The sequence below is a fragment of the Tateyamaria omphalii genome, from assembly GCF_014651375.1.
GTDB lineage: Bacteria > Pseudomonadota > Alphaproteobacteria > Rhodobacterales > Rhodobacteraceae > Tateyamaria > Tateyamaria omphalii.
The window spans coordinates 55,831-74,909 of sequence record NZ_BMWT01000001.1; the positions used below are offsets into that span (position 1 = coordinate 55,831).

A 19,079-nucleotide genomic window follows, 5' to 3' on the forward strand; every position below is an offset into this window, starting at 1 on the left:
GCCAACGGATGCCGGGACAACTGGCGTTTCAGCTGATGATGCAGAACCCCGAACATCGCCCGAAAAAGATGCGGACTGCCAGCGACCATCATCGACGCATTGAGCGTGTTGTCGATGTGATCCGCAACCACCCCGAACACCCGTTCACGGTCAAGGAGCTTTGTAAGCAAGCAGCGTTTTCCGAGTTTCATTTCCATCGCGTTTTCAAAGCTGTAACCGGAGAAACCGTGGCGCAGTGCATTATCCGTCTGCGATTGGAGATGGCGACCAGCGCCCTGATTTATCGACGTCGAACTTCGATCACTGACATCGCGCTGACATGTGGGTTTTCCAGCAGCGCAAATTTCTCCAAGGCTTTTCGGAAAGCCTATGATTGCTCGCCAACACAGTATCGGCGTAATCACCCTGCTGACTTCAGACTCCGCAGGATAGGAAAAGTCAAACGAACAACACCCGTTTATCCAAGCGACATGAGCGTCGATATCGAAATCAGGACCGTGCCGCAGCGCAGAGTAGCAAGCCTCCGGCTAGTTGGCGCGTACACTCATGCCAGCATCAGCGGCTTGTACAGTGATCTGGCCAAGTGGCATCAATCTGCCCTTGGGCGACCTCCACCGGACGAGACAATCAGTATCACTTGGTCCGATTCTGCCTTGGCAGATCAGGACACCTGGCGTCTGGATGCCTGCTATGAGGTTCCCGAGGGAACGAACGCAACTGGCCAAGTCATGCTACGTACCCTCGCAGGGGGACGCGTTGCATGCCTGACAACGGCGATACCAGAAACAAAAATGCATCGCATCTCGGAGTGTTGGGATTGGTTGTTTTCTGACTGGTTGCCAAAATCTGGCTACGAGCCCGCCAATCAACCTGCCTATGAGGTGTATTGCCGGGCGCGGGCGCAAACTGGTTTCGATGTCACGCTTTGTCTTCCCTTGGCAAACAAATGCGGAGCATGACCATGAGCAGCACCTACAAACTCAACCCTATCGGACAATGCGAGATGATCGACGGACAATTCGCAGTGCGATTGACACCCAATGTCCGGCTTGGCCTGAAAGGATTGCACGGCTTCAGCCATGCCATCGCCCTGTGGTGGGCCCATGAAACAGACAGTCAGGAACAGCGCGCGCGCCTGACCATCATGTCGCCATATACGTCGGCATCCGGCGAATTGGGTGTGTTCTCTACTCGGTCGGAAGCACGCCCAAACCCAATAGGACTGTCGGTTTTTTCGATCGCGTCAATCGACTTGGAAGCGGGGATCGTGTTTTCCCACTACTTCGACATGCTGCCCGAAACACCCATTCTTGACCTCAAGCCATACTTCCCAGCCTCAGATCGTGTTGAGAATGCAAGCGTTCCCGACCATTTCAGCCACTGGCCGAATTCATTGGAAGCATCAGCTGGTTTCGACTGGGAAAAGGAATTCACAGCGTAGCGGATGGTTCGTCCATCCGCCTGTGTCATCTTACGCTCCGATATTCGGACTCCAAAAAGAGCGCACGGTGGGGCACCCCACCGTGCGCTTTGATTATTTGGAGCTTGTTCTGCGGTCTTCTTCGACCGGCCCGAGCGCGTTTAGACCTTTCAGGATATCGATGGCATAGGCCAGCTGGTAATCCTCTTCCCGCAGGTCGGCAGCCGCCTGGGCCTTGGCGCGGTCCTCCTCGATCTGGCGAACCTGATCGTCGGTCAAAGAGTCGTTGTCGAGGCTGCCGCGCAGATCGCCTTCCGTGCGGGGTCCAACTGCACTTGCAGGTTCATCCTCTTCCTCGGCAGGGCGACGACGTGGCTGCTCAACGATGATGTCAGGGCTTACGCCCAGCGCCTGAATCGATCGGCCGGACGGCGTGTAGTAGCGCGCGGTCGTCAAGCGCATGGCACCTTCACCGCGCAGCGGCATCACGGTCTGAACCGAACCCTTGCCAAAGCTCTTGGTGCCGACCACGATGGCCCGGCGATGGTCCTGCAGCGCGCCCGCCACAATTTCCGAGGCCGAGGCAGATCCACCATTGATCAGCACAACAATTGGCTTGCCCTGCGCCAGATCACCCGGCGTTGCATTGTACCGATCTCCATCCACCGGGTCGCGGCCACGGGTCGATACGATCTCGCCTTCCTCCAGAAACGCATCCGACACGCGAATGGCTTGTGTCAGCAGACCACCAGGGTTGTTCCGCAAATCCAGAACAAATCCATTGACGTTGTTCATCCCGCCGAGAGTTTCGACCTCTTCTTCCAACTTTGAAACCAGATTTGGCGTTGTTTTGTCGTTGAAAGTGGTCACACGCAGCACGACGGTATCGCCTTGGGTCCGGGTACGCACCGCCTGCAGCTCAATAGTGTCCCGAATGATCGACACGTCAAAGGGCTCGCTCTCACCTTCTCTTACAACCGTGATGATGATCTCGGACCCGACCGGGCCGCGCATCCGATCCACTGCCACGTCGAGCGTCAGACCCAACATCGATTCACCATCAACATGGGTGATGAAATCGCCTGCTTCGATCCCAGCCTCAGCGGCGGGGGTGCTGTCGATGGGCGACACGACCTTGATGAAACCTTCTTCCTGGGTCACTTCGATGCCCAAACCGCCAAACTCACCCCGCGTCTGCACCTGCATCTGTGCGGCGTCATCGGGCGACAGATAGCTTGAATGCGGATCAAGCGATGTCAGCATGCCATCAATGGCCGCTTCGATCAGTTCCCCGGGCTCAACATCCTCGACGTATTGGTTCCGTATGCGTTCAAAGATGTCGCCGAACAAATCCAACTGCTCGTAAACAGTCGCATTCGACGCACTTTCCTGCGCCAGAAGAGGTCCTGCGACCTGCGTCGTGGCGATTGCACCTGCCATCGTTCCGCCCAAGGCGGCCATCACGAATTTCTTCATTCCAGCTTATCCATCCTGTTCGGTGCTGAACCACGTGAGAGGGTCCATTGGCACATTATTCTCTCTTACTTCTATATAGAGCGTTTCCGAGCGGTCAGTACCACCCCCTTCACCACCTGTTGATGTGCCATTTTGTGCCGGAAACCCGCCCATCAGGCCCAAAGGCGTGCTTGCTGCGATAATCTGTCCCGTCTTACCATAGCTGACAGCCATCCCCGCAAGGATGATCAAGGTCTCTGGTCGAGGCTCAAGAATGGTGACAGAGCCAAAGTCCAGAAGCGGCCCGACATAGCGCAATGTAGCTGCAGTTGGTGACGTCACCAACGTGCCGGGGCGGGTCGCCAACAAGATGCCAGGACGGGTGATGCCCGCGGCATCCGGCTCTCCTGAACGTCGCAGGATCACACCACGCGCGGGCATTGGAAATTCACCGATCAGGTCATCAATCTGCGGAGGTGTCCAACCTGCGTCCCCTTCAGCGATGCTGGCCAATCCACTCGAAAACGCATCCAGAGTTTCCGCCGACGCGATCAGGATCGCGGTCCGCACCGGGTCTTCGGTAAACCGTTGAGGCAGATCCGTCCGTTCTGCCATCGCCTGATTGAGCGCCGATCGCGCCGTTTGAACCTCGGATAGCCCGGTTTGCAGCTGCAGTGCCGCCTGCTCCTGCAAAACGCGCAAGCTTTCAACATCGTTCAGATCCTGCCGCAACTGGCTGGCACGCTGGTTCAAGGCGGGGGTGAGTTCTGCCAGTAACATCCCCGCACGCGCTGTTCCGTTAGGACCATCCGGATGCAGAAAGGCAGTCGGTGACTGGCCCGGGCTCAGGGTCTGCAAAACAGCAACAAGCTGCGCAATCTCCGCGTCACGGGCCTGAAGCTGGCGACGCAACTGCGCCTCTCGTATCGATGCCCGGCGCAACCCTGCCCGCATCGCGGCAAGCCCGGCTTCGTATGCGTGCACAGTATCCGTCAGGGCACGCACCCGGTCGCGGGCGCTGTCAGCCTCTGATAAACGGACCGAGGCTGCCTCAAGTTGCACACCCGCGTCACGGGCAAGCGCACCAGCGTCTTCCTGCGCGGACAGAGGCAGCGCAAGACACATCAAAAGGGCTGCAGCCAGACGTCTCATGTAATCAGACTGACACCCGTCATTTCTTCCGGTTGCTCCAGGCCCATCAGCTCCAGGATCGTCGGCGCCAGATCGGCCAACTTGCCATCCGCGATTGTACCTTCAGCACCGATCAACGCCACCGGGACCAGATTGGTGGTATGGGCCGTGTGCGGGGCGCCTGTTTCGGGGTCGATCATCGTCTCGCAATTCCCATGATCGGCTGTCAGGATCATCGCACCACCTGCCTTTTCAAGTACCGGCAGAACGCGACCCAGGCCGGTATCCACGGCTTCGCAAGCCGCAATTGCAGCATCCAGATCGCCCGTGTGCCCGACCATGTCCGGGTTGGCATAGTTCACGACGATCATATCATAGCCTTCTTCAATGGCCGCAATAAACTTGTCCGTAACTTCAACGGACGACATCTCGGGCTGCAGATCGTAGGTGGCAACGGCAGGAGATTTCGGCATCGCGCGATCCTCTCCGGTCTCCGGTTGCTCTTCACCGCCATTCAGGAAGAAGGTGACATGCGGGTACTTCTCGGTCTCGGCCAGCCGGAACTGGCGCAGCCCGGCCTTGGCGACCCACGCGCCGAGCGTGTTCACGATCTCGGGCTTTGGATAGACAGTGGTCATGTAAGCGTTGTGCTCTTCCGAATAGTCCGCCATGCCGATCAGCCCGGACCACTGCGGACGGCCCTCCGGCGCGAAGGCATCAAACCCGGGATCGCCGAGCGCCGCCATGATCTCTCGCGCGCGGTCGGCCCGGAAATTCAGACAGAACAGCCCATCGCCATCCTTGGCGCCCTTGTAACCGTCCATGACCGTGGCCGGAATGAATTCATCGGTCTTGTCATCGTCATAAGCCGCTTCAATAGCCACCTGCGCGTTTTCAGCAATATGCGCATCGGCCCGCACCATCGCGGCAAAGGCCGTTTGAACCCGGTCCCACCGGTTGTCGCGATCCATCGCAAAATAGCGACCCGTCAACGTTACAATCCGAGCGCCCGCTGGCAGGGCGTCATGCAGCTGCTCAAGATAGGTCAGCGCAGATTTCGGGGCCACATCGCGCCCATCCGTGATGGCATGGATCAGCACTGGCAGACCTGCATCGGTGCAGGCCTTGGCAGCGGCAACCATGTGGTTGATATGGCCATGCACACCACCATCAGACAAAACGCCCATAAGGTGCGCGCGTCCCTCAGCCTCCTTGATCCGTGCAATCCACTCGGTTAGGCGGGGATTGCGGAAAAAGCTGCCGTCTTCGATCGCCAAGTCAATCTGGCCCAGATCCATCGCCACGACGCGACCGGCACCGATATTGGTGTGGCCCACTTCCGAGTTACCCATCTGACCGCGTGGCAAACCCACGTCCGGACCATGGGTGATCAGGGTCGCGTGGGAACAGGTGTCCATGATGCGATCAAAGGTCGGTGTCCGGGCAAGCTTTGGTGCATTCCCCGTTTCATCCTCGCGCAGACCCCAGCCATCCAGAATGCACAAAACAACAGGTTTGGGTGGTGCCATTGCAGGATCCTTCCGATGTATCGTCTGCGTTCTACCGCGCGGCCATGCTGTTGGAAAGAAGGCTTGCGCGGCTCATGCGGTGCACTAGGCTTCCGATCTACGGAGGGCGACGGAATGAGCGAACACATGCTGGTGCACTTGAACGTCGTGCGCCCGGTTGGCCCGTTCAGCGCCAGTCACCCTCATGCGCAATACTTCTTCGGTCAACTGCCCCTGGTCTTTGCCCGGGCCAAGGCCGATGGCGGGATGTTTTGGCACAATCACGGCGCACGCTTGCCGGATGGGACCTATGGCGACATGGGCGACATCCTTGCCCTGCAAACGGACCGCACCGAGGATAACTTTCACATCCTGACCATGGCCGGATGGCGTGACGTGCAGGCCATGCACCACTTTGCCTATCGCGATACGCTGCACCGTGAAGGAATGAAAGCCCTGCGCGATTGGGTGGACAGGTCGGAGGGACCGACAATGGTGATGTGGTGGGCGCCAAAGGGCACGCGGGTCAGCCTTGATGAAGGTTGGGAACGTCTGCACCTCTTGCGGCAGAACGGGCCGACCGAACAGGCATTTTCCCTGCAAACGCGCTTTGACCCGCCCGCTTGATTACGTGATGCGATCCGGCAAGCCACGCCCATTGTTCCACCAGCGATGGGGATTGTCGCTGTTCGGATCATAGGCGGCACGGCCTGCCCAGTCCTCACGCAGGAAGATGACTGGTTCTTCGTAATGATGGACCTCCAGAACGGCATCCATCACTTTTTCCAGAACCGCCAGATCGCGCTCGATGGAGATTTTCAACTCGACCATGGGGTAGGTCTCGGTCCCTCCGGCCTCGAACCCCTCCACATGGGTTGTTGTTGTCGATCCGGGTTCAGGTTGCGCCGTCTCGGCTCCGACGGCCGAGATGCTGGCATTGCGTTGGTAGCGCCCGTAACTCAGTGGATGCACAGCCATCACCGCATCCAGAATGCGATCCGTGTCTTCGGGCAGGGTCTGGATTTCAAGTGTCCATACGGGAACAAACATGCCGGATGCGGCCTTGTAATCGGTGAGTGCTGTCATTGTGGGGCTCCTTCAGTCCGGGTTGCCACGGGTGAAACTGATCTTGGACAGGTCGGGGGCGGCCTGCGTCGTCGGCAATACCTCAACGCGGGCCGCGCCGGGCGTGAGGATATGGCGCAACAGGCCCACGGGATGCGCTCTTAGGGTCAGGCGCGTCGACACGTAATCTTCCACCACCTCTTCGCCCAAGCTCATCTCGGGCAACAGGGCCGCAGGCTCATCTACAACCTCACCATCCAGATCCGTGGCGAATAGGGGCAAGGCGGATCCGGGGACAATGGCCTTGGCCTCCCAAAGCGCCTCACGGCGGTTGATGCCTGCAGTGGCAAAGGCATCCGCCTCGGCCAACCGCACGATCACGGCAGGTCCCAACCCCGCACGCCGCCACACGTCCCGCACCGAACGGTAGCCATTCCCGCGCGCCGCGGTCAGCCAGCTGGCGTCCTCCTCGCTCATCCCCTTGAGTTGCCGAAACCCCAACCGCAGGGCCAAGCCCCCCCTGCCGTCCGGCTCCATCGTATTGTCCCAGAAACTCGCGTTCACACAGATGGGGCGCACCTCAACCCCGTGTTCGCGCGCATCCCGCACGATCTGGGCGGGCGCATAGAAGCCCATGGGCTGCGCGTTCAGAAGCGCACAGGCAAAGATGCCGGGATGGTGACACTTGATCCAGCTTGAGGCATAGACCAGCAGCGCGAAACTGGCTGCATGGCTTTCAGGAAAGCCGTAGCTGCCGAACCCCTCGATCTGACTGAAACACCGCTCGGCAAAGTCGTCATCATACCCGTTCTTGCGCATGCCATGCAGGAACAAAGCCCGGAATTCACTGACACTGCCATGTTTCTTGAAGGTGGCAAGCGACCGCCGCAGCCGGTCCGCCTGATCGGGGGTAAAGCCTGCCCCCACAATGGCGATCTGCATCGCCTGTTCCTGGAACAGTGGCACACCCAAGGTCTTGCCCAGCACCTGGCCGAGTTCATCCGATGGAAAGGACACCTCCTCCTCACCGTTCCGGCGCCGGATGTAAGGATGCACCATATCGCCTTGAATGGGGCCGGGGCGGATGATCGCCACCTCGATCACCAGATCATAGAAATTGCGCGGCCGCATCCGGGGCAGGAAGTTCATCTGCGCACGGCTTTCGACCTGGAACACCCCGATACTGTCGGCTTTGCACAGCATGTCGTATACGCGCGGGTCCTCTTTGGGCAGAGTCGCAAGGGTGTAGCTTTGTTGATGATGCATCTTCAGCAGATCAAAGGCCTTGCGAATACAGGTCAGCATCCCAAGGCTCAGCACATCCACTTTCAGGATGCCAAGGCTGTCGATGTCATCCTTGTCCCAACAGATAACGGTGCGGCCCTCCATCGTGGCGTTTTCAATCGGCACCAACTCATCAAGCCGCCCCTCGGTGACGATGAACCCACCGACATGCTGGGACAGATGCCGGGGAAAGCCGTTGATCTCGTAGACCAGTTCGATGGTCTGCCGCAGGCGCCGGTCGCGGAAGTCGAGGCCGATCTCGGCCATGCGTTCCGCCTCCAACCCCTTGGTGGAAAAGAACCCCCAAAGCTGCGAGCTGAGGGCACTGATCGTATCCTCGGTCAGGCCCATGGCGCGGCCCACCTCGCGGATGGCACGCTTGCCCCGGTAATGCACGACTGTGGCGCACAGGCCCGCGCGGTGGCGACCATAGCGCTCGTAGATGTGCTGGATGACCTCTTCGCGCCGCTCATGTTCGAAATCCACGTCGATATCGGGCGGTTCATCGCGGGCTTCAGACACGAAGCGCTCAAACACCATCGTGCCCATCTCGGGAGAAACGGAGGTGATGCCCATGCAGTAACACACCACCGAATTGGCGGCCGAGCCACGGCCCTGACACAGGATGCCACGGCTGCGCGCAAAGTGGACAATGTCGCGGACGGTCAGGAAATAGGGTTCGTATTTCAGTTTGGCGATCAGGGCGAGTTCATGGCGCAGAAGGGTCTTGGCCTTGTCTGGCGCCCCGCCGGGATAGCGCCATTTCAACCCCTCATAGGCCAGCCGATTCAGCCGTTGGCTGGGTGTTTCATTCCTGGTGATTTCCGACGGATACTCATAACGCAACTGGTCGAGTGAAAAGGTCAGGCTGTTCGCCAGTTGCCCTGCCCGATGCACAGCCTCTTCGTGGCCCACGAACAACCGCAGCATCTCGGCCTCGCTCCGAAGCCGCCCTTCCCCGTTGCTGAGGGCCGCACGGCCCAGCGCATCGACGCGGCACTTGAGACGGATGGCACTGACCACATCCGCCAGCTTGCGCCGCGCGCCATGATGCATGCGGGGAGCAGCCGAGGCAAGGGTGGGCAACCCCAACATCCGCGCCTGATCCGCTAGCCGATCAAAGCGGACCGTGTCGCGCCCATCATAGCGCGGGGTCATCAGCACCTGGATGTTTCCAGCAAAGCGGCGCGTCAGCCGTCGCGCCGTTTGCATCCAATCAACCGCGCCGCCCTGCACCGTCTGCGCCTCTGGCCACAGAAGCAGGTGCAGACCTTCGGCAAAGTCTTCGAGGTCGCTGAATTGAAGGTCACATTCTCCTTTTTCAGCACGCAGACGTCCCTTGGAAATGATCCGGCAAAGACTGCGCCAGCCCTGCCGGTTCACAGGCATGGCTGTGATCGGAGGGGCATCGCTGAACATCAACCGGGTTGCCGGAATCAGGCGCGGCACCACCGTGATCGGTACGCTGGGCGGTGCAGGAACATGATCCGGCTTTGGTGGGCCGATCAAACCGTGGAGGGTGTCAAAATCCCGCCGCTCTTTCACACTGCGCGCAATGGCTTTGGCCTGCGTATGCGCCCGCACGATCCCGGCAACCGAATTGTCATCTGCAATAGCAATCGCCTCCATCCCCAGCAGGGCGGCACGATTCACGTACTCCTCGGGGTGGGACGCCCCGGTGAGGAAGGTGAAATTCGATGTGATCGACAGTTCGCAGAACATGAGAATGGCAGATTCGATTACAGCAGGGGGACAGTATATTCACTTTTTGTTCTCATTTGAACGGTTGGTTTTGGGGCTCTGCCCCGTCCTACGGACTCCCCGGGGTTTTAAAAACGGGGAAAGGATCATCGCCATTGCGCAGCATTCGGGTCGCGTGGTGCGGGCAGGCAAAGCAGGATCGACAAAAGGAGACTTCGCATGCCCAGATTCAATGCACTGCCCACCGGCCTCGTCCAAAGCTATCGCGCTGGCGGACCGGATGCTTTTGGCAATCCACCCGAACGCAAAATCTCAGACGGTGCAGGCAACCCCTGCCGCCACTGCCTGCGCAACATCCCCGCGGGGTCAGAGATGCTGGTCCTCGCTCACAAACCCTTTGATGGCGCCCACCCCTATGCAGAGGTTGGACCCATCTTTCTATGTGCAGACGAATGTACCCGTGGTGGAGGTACTGATCTGCCGGACATACTCACCACTTCACCGGACTACCTGATCAAAGGGTATTCAGCGGACGACCGCATCGTCTATGGAACCGGAGCGATCACACCAACGCCCGAAATTCAGGCCCGCGTTACCGCGATCTTTGCAGACCCGAACGTCACCTATATCCATGTGCGATCTGCCCGCAACAATTGTTACCAGGCCCGCATTGATCGCGATGCGTAACCCCTTGTGCGGTCTGCCGCCTTGGCTCATAAACACGGGCGCACGCGCCCCAGCCAAGGATAGCCAACATGCCCATCGACGCGCCCGAAACCAAGACGGTCCACACCCACCGCGTGGCCTGTGACGGGGGCGAAGGGCCATTGGGACATCCCCGGGTCTGGCTGCAGATTCCCGAAGATACGGGATGGGTCGAATGCCCCTATTGCGACTGTAAATACGTTTATGCCGACAAAGCAGACAGCCAAGCGGTCAGTCGTCAATGACCTGATGGATCAGCGCATCGACCTGGGCTTGCACACGCGCATTGGCCTGCTCAATCTTTTCTGAAAGCTCGCGAATTTCCGTTGCGATAACGGCAAAGCCGCGCCCCTGTTCCCCAACATGCGCCGCTTCGATCGATGCGTTGATGGCAATGAGGCCGACGTTCCGCGAAATTTCACTAATCTCGCGCAGAGCAGTGCGGGCATCAGTCCCCGTCTGGCTTGCAGTTGCGCGCCGCACGATCCGGTCGCTGTGCAAGTGTTCACTCAACCGATTGACCAATTTCGCAAAGTGTTCGTTGAACGCACCAGCAGCGAAGCGGGTCACATCGCGCAAGTGATCCGCTGTGCAGGTTTTCGCGGCAAAGGCATTGGCCAGTTCGGAAACGGCCGCCACAAATCGATCCATTTGTTCGATGCTCTCGGGCATATCAGCCACGGTGTTCCGCAACCATGCCAACGCAACGGGATCAATGCCGGGCTCGACCTCACCACCAGACAAAAGGCGCACGCCAGCATGCGCGCCCGGCATGGCACGGCCTATGCCTGCAATACATGCCTCACGATCGCGCAGATCATCAAACAACAACCCCGCAGCACAGTACAAAGTGGCCCGCGCACAATGGGATCGGATCATATCCACGGCACGCAACAACTCGATACGGGCGGCAATACCAGTCGCCCCCGACTGCTGCCCCAGAACATCCGTGATATCGGCCAAACGGTTCATCGCTGTCATATCCGACTTGTGGCAAATCCGGGTTAACAAACCGCTTGTGCTTTCACCTATTCCGGAATCGTGGCACATCACCTGAACAGCAAGAAACCAAGGGGGCGATGAACATGGCATTTGGTAAAGGGTGTCACCTGCATCTGATCGATGGCTCGGCTTTCATCTTCCGCGCCTACCACGCGCTTCCGCCCCTTACCCGCAAATCTGATGGCCTGCCCATCGGCGCCGTCAGCGGGTTTTGCAACATGCTCTACAAGTATGTCGAAGGGAACCACGGCCCCGACGCCCCCACCCACGTGGCCGTCATCTTTGACAAGGGCAGCCACACCTTTCGCAACGACATGTACGACCTGTACAAGGCCAACCGCGAAGCGATGCCAGAGGACCTGAGGCCGCAGATTCCGCTGACCCGCCAGGCGACCGAAGCCTTCAATATCGCCTGCAAGGAGAAAGAGGGGTACGAGGCCGATGACATCATCGCTACCCTCGCCGTGCAGGCGCGCGCTGCCGGGGGCCGCTGCACCATCATCAGTTCGGACAAGGACCTGATGCAGCTTGTGGGCGACGGGGTCGAAATGCTGGACGCCATGAAGAACGCCCGCATCGACCGCGACGGCGTGTTCGAGAAGTTCGGCGTCTACCCCGACCGCGTGGTGGACGTGCAGGCGCTTGCCGGAGACTCCGTCGACAACGTGCCCGGCGCACCAGGCATTGGCGTCAAAACGGCCGCCCTCCTGATCAACGAATATGGCGATCTCGACGCGCTGCTTGAACGCGCCGAAGAGATCAAGCAACCCAAGCGTCGCCAGACACTGATCGACCACGCCGACCAGATCCGCCTGTCGCGAGACCTTGTGAGGCTCGACGAAAAGACGCCCCTCGACTTCACGCTCGATGACCTCGAAGTGCAGGACCCGAAACCGGACCAGCTTATGCCGTTCCTTGCGGAAATGGAGTTCCGCACCCTCACCAAACGCATCGCCGACCAACTTGGCGTCGAAGCGCCCGAGATCAAGGAACCGGCACCTGCGGTCCAGGATGCGCCCGAAGCGCCCAGCTTTGACGATGCAACTTACGAGCACGTGCAGAACGCCGACCAGCTGCAAACCTGGATCGACCTGATCTATGAACGCGGCTGGGTCGCGGTCGACACCGAAACCACCGGGCTCAATGAAATGATTGCGGATCTGGTGGGCATCTCACTTGCCGTGAACCCGGGGCACGCCTGTTACATCCCGCTGACGCATAAACAGGGGGGCGATGACCTCTTTGGCTCCGACGATCTGGCCGAGGGACAGATGCCCTTCGAACAGGCGCTTGAGATGTTGAAACCGGTGCTTGAGGACGACAGCATCCTCAAGGTCGGCCAGAACATGAAATACGACGCCAAGATATTCGCGCGTCTGAACATCCATGTGGCCCCCATCGACGACACGATGCTGTTGTCCTACGCCCTGCATGGCGGGTTGCACAATCACGGTATGGATACGCTGTCCGAGCGCTATCTCGGCCACACGCCCATTCCAATCAAGCCGCTACTGGGGTCCGGCAAATCGGCCAAGACCTTTGATCAGGTCCCGCTCGAAGACGCCGTGAAATACGCGGCCGAAGACGCCGACATCACCCTGCGGCTCTGGCAACTCCTCAAACCGCAACTGCATCGGTCACAAGTCACCAAGGTCTACGAAACGCTCGAACGGCCCATGGTGCACACATTGGCCGGTATGGAACGGTCGGGCATCAAGGTCGACCGCGACACGCTTTCGCGCATGTCCAACGCCTTCGCCCAGAAAATGGCGGGGCTCGAGGATGAAATCTACGAACTTGCCGGGCGCAAGTTCAACGTGGGTTCGCCCAAACAGCTTGGCGAGATCCTGTTCGACGAGATGGGCATCGAAGGCGGTAAGAAGGGCAAGACCGGGGCCTATGCAACGGGTGCCGACGTGCTCGAAGACCTCGCTACGATGCACGAACTGCCCGCCCGCGTGCTCGACTGGCGGCAATTGTCGAAACTGAAATCCACCTACACCGATGCACTGCAGGACCACATCAACGCGGACACGGGCCGGGTGCACACCTCCTACTCCATCGCCGGTGCCTCCACCGGGCGGCTGGCCTCAACCGACCCCAACCTGCAAAACATCCCCATCCGGACCGAGGAAGGGCGTCGTATCCGCGAGGCTTTCGTGTCCGAACCCGGCAAGACCCTCGTCGCGCTGGACTACAGCCAGATCGAGCTGCGCATCCTCGCGCATATCGCGGACATTCCCAGCCTGAAGCAGGCTTTTGCCGATGGGCTGGATATTCACGCCATGACAGCGTCCGAAATGTTCGACGTACCCTTGGACGAGATGACACCCGAAGTGCGGCGCCGCGCCAAGGCGATCAACTTTGGCGTTATCTACGGCATCTCGGGCTTCGGCCTCGCCCGCAATCTGCGCATCCCGCGGTCCGAAGCACAGGGCTTCATCGACCGTTATTTCGAACGCTTCCCCGGCATCCGCACCTACATGGACAACACCAAGGCGTTCGCCAAGGAACACGGATACGTTCAGACGCTCTTCGGTCGCAAAATCCACACGCCGGAAATCGCCTCCAAAGGCCCACGCGCAGGCTTCGCTGCCCGCGCCGCGATCAACGCCCCGATCCAAGGGACCGCCGCCGACGTCATCCGCCGCGCCATGATCCGCATGCCCGACGCGATCAAGGACCTGCCCGCCGCCATGCTGCTGCAAGTCCACGACGAACTGCTGTTCGAAGTGGAGGACAGCGCCGTCGACGACCTGATTGGCGTGGCCAAAGGCGTGATGGAAAACGCAAATGACCCCGTCGTGCATCTCGACGTAAAGTTGACCGTGGATGCAGGACAGGGGCAAAACTGGGCCGAAGCGCACTGACGGAAAGGAGCCTGACATGACCATGATGCCTGCACAGGACGACCTGACCTTCCGCGACCTCTTCGAAACGGGGCGCGTCGCGCCGGATGACTTCAACCACCGCGCCCACCTGCGACTCGCTTACGTCTACCTCTGCGAAGGACCGGTCGATGCCGCCATGCTCCGGATGCGCGCAGCGCTCCACGCGTTCCTGAAACGCAACGGCGTCCCTGCGGAGAAGTACCACGAAACCCTTACCCGTTCGTGGCTGATGGCGGTCGCCTATTTCATGGACAAGGCAACGCCAGCCACCTCTTTCGACAGCTTCCTGAAACAGGATGACCGCCTGCTCGACACGCAGATCATGCTGACGCACTACCACAAGGATACCCTGTTCTCCGACGCAGCGCGCGCCGCCTTCGTGGCACCTGACTTGCAGGCAATCCCGCCTGCCGCATGAACCGGGAAACAATGGAATCGGAGCACGGTCGCATTAACTGATATCACTGCAGCAATTATGCAATGCAAACTTGGAATTTAGAAAAGAAGCTGGAAAGCGAAGACGGCCGACGGAACGTCGAAATGTGCGTCAGCTCGGACGGTAAACTCTTTCGCTACTACGAACATCTATGGATTCCCGTGGGAGAGGAAGAACTGCTATACTATTCCGACGGCGGCTACTGGATATGCGAGCAGATGTCTGGCTACTTTTCCAATTTGGAAGAGTGCGAACGTGGCGCACGTGCCGATATCAGGTGGCTCGCGGGCGCTTCATAGACCAAAACCCGGGGATGAATTGCATCCAATGATCCACACTTGGGAAGACCTCAAAACTCTTGGCCTGTCATTGGGTTTACCCAAAGTCGAAGTCGCAACAAGCTGGGGCAACGAAAACCTCAAGGCGCACGGCAAATTGTGGACATGGTGGTCGCCCTACGTGGATGCCGCCATCTTCAAGGGCAGCATCGACGAACGCGAGATGCTAATGCAAGCCGACCCCGACACATTCGTTCTGCACCCTCACTACGCCAAACACGGCTGCATCCTTGTCGCAGCCGGTCGGATCGATCCGGATTGGGCCAAAGCACGCCTGCACAGCACGTGGCGCGACATGGCACCAAAACGGTTCCTGAAGGAATGGGACGCCCAGCGCGGGTGATTGCGAAACGCCTCAAGCCTCATCGTGGCTTGCTATCGCAATCTGCGATGGCAAGGGCAGCTTTTGCATGTCTGCATTGTCGAACCCATCCGTCAGCAAATCCACGACCTCATCGCGCTCAAGCTGCGCTGACATTTCGCGCAATTGCTGGATCAACGTCAGACGTTTGGCAAACACGTCCATCTGGATGCTGGCCACTTCGGCATTGTTCTTGCGCGCCTCGGCAAACAGCTTGGCCGTTTCGGCCTCAAGCTTGCCAATTTCTGCACTGATTTGGGCATTGCGTTTCGCAGGGGCATCCAACACCGCCTTGACCCGACCAATCGCAGCCTCTGTTACGGTTTTCAGCTCGTCCGACACGCTTGTGCCCGTCGGCATTTCCAATGCGAGCAATGCCTCCATCTGCTGGTACAGCCCCTCTTGTAACCGGTGTCGGTATGTTCTGGCAGCCGGGCCATTGAGCACCCGTTCGTTTGGCAGGGTGCCCCGACGATAGGCCACGAAGGTGTCGATGACAGCACGAGCAATGCGCGCCGCCCGCTCTCCGGACATACGCATGGCCAGCATCGCGAACCCATGCTCGGTATAGGCCCATGGAATGCTCCTCCGCCCCCCATGCGCCGTTGAAATCGCAAATTGCGACTTCAAGTCTGACCATTCCTCGCGTGTCAGCTGAAACGCATAATGTTCTGGGAAAAGAAGCTGGTTGCGGGACCGCAGCTCGTTCACATGCCCGGTCTTGCGATCAAAAAAAGCAGCAATGTCAGCATCCAGGATCACGCGCTCGCCGCGGATCTGAAACAGGCTCCCCGGTGCATCGGCCAACATCACTTCCTGCTTGTCCGACATCTGCTTTGCCCCCAGTTTTGCGCCAGTGTTTCCCGAGTACCCCAAACACCCGCAAAACGGGAGACCCCGTTTTTAGGACAATCGGCGGCTGCACTATGAACGCAGCATGCAAGGGCCGAGCACGACCTACAGACAGCCCTCCCCCTACACCGCGCACATCAACGTCCTCCTTGTCTGAGACCCGGAAAACCGCGCCCCGTCGCGCACCATGGTGCGTTTTTGGCGGTTAACATGCGGTACCAGACCGCGCGCAGACCCAAGCATCTGAAATCGTGCGAAAATCGCAAAGGCATTAAAATCATGCAAACGGACCGAACAGCTTGTCCCCGCGGGGACAAACCCTAGTCCGGGCGCGTCACTGACGCCACAAGCCTACGCGCGATCGGCGCGACCACCAGCACAATCGGAAAGGCAACGGCCCAACTGGGCAGCCATGCGCCAATCCACTGCCCAACGAATCCCGCAACAGCACCAACGGCCAGGAACGTCGAAATTCCGGAGACCAGGAATGACATCATGCCACTCAGAACAAAGCCAAAAGCAATATGCGCATAGCGGGCTGGGATCATGACGGGGCTCCTTCTTCATCGCTCGGCGGCAAAGTGTTGTTCAAATCATCGGAACGCAATTCCACACCGGCGCACAGGGTCAGCGCATCCATCCCAGTGTCTTGTCTGTGCGCCCATCCGTACGGTACTCTGCACTAACCCAGCCGTCATACCCGCCGGCGTCGATCGCATCGAACAGGGCCGGGAAATCAATACATCCCTTTCCCGGGGCAACCCGCCCGGGCGCATCCCCGATCTGGATATGCTGAATAAGGGGCTGCATCGCCTCGAAAGCGCCCAGCGCGTCGCCAGTGATCTGCTGGGCGTGATAGCTGTCAAACTGCAGACCGACATTTGACGCGCCCACAGCGTCGATCACTTCGGCAGCAAGTGCAAAGCTGTTCAGGAAATAGCCGGGATGACTTTCACCACACAGCGGCTCGAGCGTCATCGTGAGGTCGTCCGGCAACGTGGCTGCAGCCCGTTTTAGATTGCCGATCAGCGTTGTTTTGGCCGCATCTCCCGCGCCATCGCCGGTGATCACGTGAATAACAGACGCCCCAAGCACCTGCGCGTACCGCACGGCCCGACGCATGTCATAGTCGAACCGTCTCTCGCCACCGGGGACAGCCGCAAATCCACGCGCGCCGCCCGTGTAATTTGGCCCAGGCGCATTCAGCAACACCATCTGCAACCCGTTGCGGTGCAACGCTGCAAAGGTGGCTGGCGCGGGGACATCATAGGGTTGCTGCACTTCAACGGCGGCAAACCCGGCCTCGGCCGCTGCATCGAACCGATCAAGGTAGGGCAACTCCGCCCACAGATATGTCAGGTTGGCAGCAAACCGTGGCATATCGCGGAACCTAGCGCGCAGTTACGGGGCATTCCAGCGCGATCAAAAGCGTTCGACCCAAGGGCGCAGGCTCAACTCGTTTGACCATGTCGACCGGTGTTGGTCGATCAACTGCATATAGGCCGTCGCGATCGCGTCCGGGTCCAGCATCTTGTCTGTCCCGTCATCCGTCCGTTCGGAGCGCGCCGTATTGGAAATTCCACCATCGATGTTGACCCAAGCCACATGAATCCCCTTGGGGTGCAACTCGCGCGCCATGGATTGGGCAAGGCCCCTTTGTGCGAACTTACCCATGGCAAAAGGTGCCGACTGGGCAAAGCCTTTGACACCGGCCGAAGCGCCCGTGAACAGAATGGTTCCGCGTTTGCCGTCCTGCTCATCCTGATCCTGCATGATACGCGCAGCGGCTTGCCCCATCAGGAAAGACCCGAAGGCGGTGATCTCGACGGCGCGACGCACCTCCTCGGGATCAAGCCCCACGATGGGCCCGCGCTGACGGGAGGATGGATTGTAGACGGCAACACGGAGCGGGCTCTTTACCGAGTCAAAGAGGGCGTTCACCTGTTCAGGGTTACTGCCGTCAATGGCCACGGTGCGGGCATTGGTTTCCGATGCAAGCGCGGCCAGCTTTTCCGTGTTGCGCGCACCCAGAACCAGATCGTGGCCTCGCGCGTGAAGTTTGCGTGCAACCGATGCGGACAAACCGCTGCCCGCGCCAATGATAACTGCTGTGCCCTGGCTCATCGTCTTGCTCCTGCTGTTAAAGGATGTGGCGGACGACACGTCCGCCTTACGTGCAAATGATGGCGCGGATTGGTGCGGTCGGCCATTGAGCCCTTCTGCACACTGATTGTGCATGTCGTAAGGCGGAGGTCACCTCCGCCTTACAGGTGGTTGGTCTGCGCGCTGGAAAACAGTAAGGCGCAGGTGTCCTGCGCCCCGCCCGTCAGGGCAACTCGTTCGACGGAATGATCCCGAAGAATTGGCCTTGCGACCACACCCCGAACCATCCATCGTGATGGCTGCCAAGGTCAACCAGACGATAAAAACTCTTGCGGTCGATCAACGCCTCAAGATCCGCCCGGATCAGGATGTAAGGCGACGGCTCGCCTGTCTCCGGGTCGCGTTCAACGCGGATCGGATGATCCGCACCCGCCACAGCCACATCATCCACATGCGTCACAAAGGTCAGCACCTGCAGCTCGCCAGTTCCATCAGCCTCGAAATCGATGGCGACAAAAGGGGCGTCATCGACGGTGATTCCCACCTTTTCGACCGGTGTAACCAGGAAATATTTTCCCTCCTCGCGCTTCAGAATGGACGAGAACAGTTTGACTAGGCCGGGCCGCCCGATCGGCGTGCCTTGGTAAAACCACGTCCCGTCCCGCGCGATCCGCATATCGAGGTCGCCGCAGAACGGAGGATTCCACAGATGTACCGGCGGCAATCCGCGTGTTTTTGCAGCAGTGATCGATGCCACAAGGCCATCTGCATCCGGTGTCACGGTTTTTTGTCCGCTCATATGTTTTGCCATTCTCAATTGAGGGAAT

General features: G+C 59.4%; 19 protein-coding genes. 8 read left to right on the top strand and 11 right to left on the bottom strand.

From position 1 onward, the window contains the following. Positions 1 to 68 precede the first annotated feature (68 nt). Positions 69 to 959, top strand: a complete 891-nt coding sequence (locus tag IE087_RS23755; RefSeq protein ID WP_373296483.1) for an AraC family transcriptional regulator — start codon at positions 69 to 71, stop codon at positions 957 to 959. Between the two features lie 2 nt (positions 960 to 961). Beyond that, entirely contained in the window at positions 962 to 1,441 is a 480-nt protein-coding gene (locus IE087_RS00275; protein WP_189366934.1) for a TrmO family methyltransferase domain-containing protein, read from the top strand. 93 nt (positions 1,442 to 1,534) lie between these two features. Here IE087_RS00275 and IE087_RS00280 read toward each other — a convergent pair whose 3' ends face one another. The 3 genes from IE087_RS00280 to gpmI are packed head-to-tail and all read right to left on the bottom strand — an operon-like array spanning position 1,535 to position 5,535. Continuing rightward, entirely contained in the window at positions 1,535 to 2,896 is a 1,362-nt protein-coding gene (locus tag IE087_RS00280) for a S41 family peptidase (protein ID WP_189366935.1), read from the bottom strand. Between the two features lie 6 nt (positions 2,897 to 2,902). Continuing rightward, positions 2,903 to 4,027 carry a murein hydrolase activator EnvC family protein gene (locus tag IE087_RS00285; RefSeq protein WP_189366936.1) on the bottom strand — a complete coding sequence of 375 codons (1,125 nt, stop codon included), beginning with the start codon at positions 4,025 to 4,027 and terminating at the stop codon, positions 2,903 to 2,905. Continuing rightward, positions 4,024 to 5,535 (bottom strand): 2,3-bisphosphoglycerate-independent phosphoglycerate mutase, encoded by a 1,512-nt coding sequence (gene gpmI / locus IE087_RS00290; RefSeq protein WP_189366937.1) that lies wholly within the window; start codon positions 5,533 to 5,535, stop codon positions 4,024 to 4,026. The genes IE087_RS00285 and gpmI overlap by 4 nt, the downstream gene beginning before the upstream one ends. 114 nt (positions 5,536 to 5,649) lie before the next feature. Between gpmI and IE087_RS00295 the strand changes: the two genes are divergently transcribed. Continuing rightward, positions 5,650 to 6,141, top strand: a complete 492-nt coding sequence (locus IE087_RS00295) for a DUF3291 domain-containing protein (protein ID WP_189366938.1) — start codon at positions 5,650 to 5,652, stop codon at positions 6,139 to 6,141. Here the strand turns inward: IE087_RS00295 and IE087_RS00300 are convergent, their stop codons facing one another. Beyond that, complete coding sequence (locus IE087_RS00300) at positions 6,142 to 6,600, bottom strand: hypothetical protein (RefSeq protein ID WP_229801210.1); 459 nt, start codon at positions 6,598 to 6,600, stop codon at positions 6,142 to 6,144. Positions 6,601 to 6,612: 12 nt separating this feature from the next. Further along, positions 6,613 to 9,585, bottom strand: a complete 2,973-nt coding sequence (locus IE087_RS00305) for an error-prone DNA polymerase (protein WP_189366939.1) — start codon at positions 9,583 to 9,585, stop codon at positions 6,613 to 6,615. Positions 9,586 to 9,783: 198 nt separating this feature from the next. Between IE087_RS00305 and IE087_RS00310 the strand changes: the two genes are divergently transcribed. Both IE087_RS00310 and IE087_RS00315 read left to right on the top strand, forming a co-directional pair. After that, positions 9,784 to 10,251, top strand: a complete 468-nt coding sequence (locus IE087_RS00310) for a DUF1203 domain-containing protein (RefSeq protein WP_189366940.1) — start codon at positions 9,784 to 9,786, stop codon at positions 10,249 to 10,251. 68 nt (positions 10,252 to 10,319) lie between these two features. After that, a complete protein-coding gene (locus IE087_RS00315; protein WP_189366941.1) occupies positions 10,320 to 10,514 on the top strand; it encodes a zinc-finger domain-containing protein in 195 nt (64 codons plus the stop codon). On the opposite strand, the gene IE087_RS00320 is transcribed toward IE087_RS00315, so the two are convergent. Then, positions 10,501 to 11,250, bottom strand: a complete 750-nt coding sequence (locus tag IE087_RS00320; protein ID WP_194547700.1) for a methyl-accepting chemotaxis protein — start codon at positions 11,248 to 11,250, stop codon at positions 10,501 to 10,503. The two genes, IE087_RS00315 and IE087_RS00320, sit on opposite strands and share 14 nt — an antisense overlap. A 98-nt stretch (positions 11,251 to 11,348) precedes the next feature. Here IE087_RS00320 and polA point away from each other — a divergent pair, with 98 nt between their 5' ends. From polA to IE087_RS00335, 3 genes are all read left to right on the top strand, one after another. Next, on the top strand, positions 11,349 to 14,141 hold the full coding sequence (gene polA, locus IE087_RS00325; protein ID WP_189366943.1) for a DNA polymerase I: 2,793 nt from the start codon (positions 11,349 to 11,351) through the stop codon (positions 14,139 to 14,141). 16 nt (positions 14,142 to 14,157) lie between these two features. Then, positions 14,158 to 14,580: a hypothetical protein gene (locus IE087_RS00330; RefSeq protein WP_229801211.1), complete on the top strand. Its 423-nt coding sequence runs from the start codon at positions 14,158 to 14,160 to the stop codon at positions 14,578 to 14,580. Positions 14,581 to 14,925: 345 nt separating this feature from the next. Beyond that, positions 14,926 to 15,279, top strand: coding sequence for an MmcQ/YjbR family DNA-binding protein (locus IE087_RS00335; protein WP_189366944.1), 354 nt, complete (start codon positions 14,926 to 14,928; stop codon positions 15,277 to 15,279). 12 nt (positions 15,280 to 15,291) lie between these two features. On the opposite strand, the gene IE087_RS00340 is transcribed toward IE087_RS00335, so the two are convergent. From IE087_RS00340 to IE087_RS00360, 5 genes are all read right to left on the bottom strand, one after another. Continuing rightward, positions 15,292 to 16,128, bottom strand: a complete 837-nt coding sequence (locus IE087_RS00340) for an ORF6N domain-containing protein (protein WP_189366945.1) — start codon at positions 16,126 to 16,128, stop codon at positions 15,292 to 15,294. Positions 16,129 to 16,469: 341 nt separating this feature from the next. Beyond that, positions 16,470 to 16,697, bottom strand: coding sequence for a DUF2798 domain-containing protein (locus IE087_RS00345; protein ID WP_189366946.1), 228 nt, complete (start codon positions 16,695 to 16,697; stop codon positions 16,470 to 16,472). 79 nt (positions 16,698 to 16,776) lie between these two features. After that, a complete protein-coding gene (locus IE087_RS00350) occupies positions 16,777 to 17,529 on the bottom strand; it encodes a hydroxypyruvate isomerase family protein (protein WP_189366947.1) in 753 nt (250 codons plus the stop codon). 42 nt (positions 17,530 to 17,571) lie between these two features. Then, positions 17,572 to 18,273: an SDR family NAD(P)-dependent oxidoreductase gene (locus IE087_RS00355; protein WP_189366948.1), complete on the bottom strand. Its 702-nt coding sequence runs from the start codon at positions 18,271 to 18,273 to the stop codon at positions 17,572 to 17,574. A 202-nt stretch (positions 18,274 to 18,475) separates the two neighbouring features. Next, complete coding sequence (locus IE087_RS00360) at positions 18,476 to 19,051, bottom strand: DUF1285 domain-containing protein (protein WP_229801212.1); 576 nt, start codon at positions 19,049 to 19,051, stop codon at positions 18,476 to 18,478. Between the last annotated feature and the right edge of the window lie 28 nt (positions 19,052 to 19,079).

Bases quoted from the DNA above. Each gene is read 5' to 3' on its own strand.
- IE087_RS00345 (WP_189366946.1), bottom strand. From the start codon at position 16,697: ATGATCCCAGCCCGCTATGCGCATATTGCTTTTGGCTTTGTTCTGAGT.
- IE087_RS00275 (WP_189366934.1), top strand. From the start codon at position 962: ATGAGCAGCACCTACAAACTCAACCCTATCGGACAATGCGAGATGATC.
- IE087_RS23755 (WP_373296483.1), top strand. From the start codon at position 69: ATGCGGACTGCCAGCGACCATCATCGACGCATTGAGCGTGTTGTCGAT.
- IE087_RS00310 (WP_189366940.1), top strand. From the start codon at position 9,784: ATGCCCAGATTCAATGCACTGCCCACCGGCCTCGTCCAAAGCTATCGC.
- IE087_RS00335 (WP_189366944.1), top strand. From the start codon at position 14,926: ATGATCCACACTTGGGAAGACCTCAAAACTCTTGGCCTGTCATTGGGT.
- IE087_RS00295 (WP_189366938.1), top strand. From the start codon at position 5,650: ATGAGCGAACACATGCTGGTGCACTTGAACGTCGTGCGCCCGGTTGGC.
- IE087_RS00350 (WP_189366947.1), bottom strand. From the start codon at position 17,529: ATGCCACGGTTTGCTGCCAACCTGACATATCTGTGGGCGGAGTTGCCC.
- IE087_RS00305 (WP_189366939.1), bottom strand. From the start codon at position 9,585: ATGTTCTGCGAACTGTCGATCACATCGAATTTCACCTTCCTCACCGGG.
- IE087_RS00315 (WP_189366941.1), top strand. From the start codon at position 10,320: ATGCCCATCGACGCGCCCGAAACCAAGACGGTCCACACCCACCGCGTG.
- IE087_RS00360 (WP_229801212.1), bottom strand. From the start codon at position 19,051: ATGAGCGGACAAAAAACCGTGACACCGGATGCAGATGGCCTTGTGGCA.
- polA (WP_189366943.1), top strand. From the start codon at position 11,349: ATGAACATGGCATTTGGTAAAGGGTGTCACCTGCATCTGATCGATGGC.
- IE087_RS00320 (WP_194547700.1), bottom strand. From the start codon at position 11,250: ATGACAGCGATGAACCGTTTGGCCGATATCACGGATGTTCTGGGGCAG.
- IE087_RS00300 (WP_229801210.1), bottom strand. From the start codon at position 6,600: ATGACAGCACTCACCGATTACAAGGCCGCATCCGGCATGTTTGTTCCC.
- IE087_RS00330 (WP_229801211.1), top strand. From the start codon at position 14,158: ATGACCATGATGCCTGCACAGGACGACCTGACCTTCCGCGACCTCTTC.
- IE087_RS00340 (WP_189366945.1), bottom strand. From the start codon at position 16,128: ATGTCGGACAAGCAGGAAGTGATGTTGGCCGATGCACCGGGGAGCCTG.
- gpmI (WP_189366937.1), bottom strand. From the start codon at position 5,535: ATGGCACCACCCAAACCTGTTGTTTTGTGCATTCTGGATGGCTGGGGT.
- IE087_RS00280 (WP_189366935.1), bottom strand. From the start codon at position 2,896: ATGAAGAAATTCGTGATGGCCGCCTTGGGCGGAACGATGGCAGGTGCA.
- IE087_RS00285 (WP_189366936.1), bottom strand. From the start codon at position 4,027: ATGAGACGTCTGGCTGCAGCCCTTTTGATGTGTCTTGCGCTGCCTCTG.
- IE087_RS00355 (WP_189366948.1), bottom strand. From the start codon at position 18,273: ATGAGCCAGGGCACAGCAGTTATCATTGGCGCGGGCAGCGGTTTGTCC.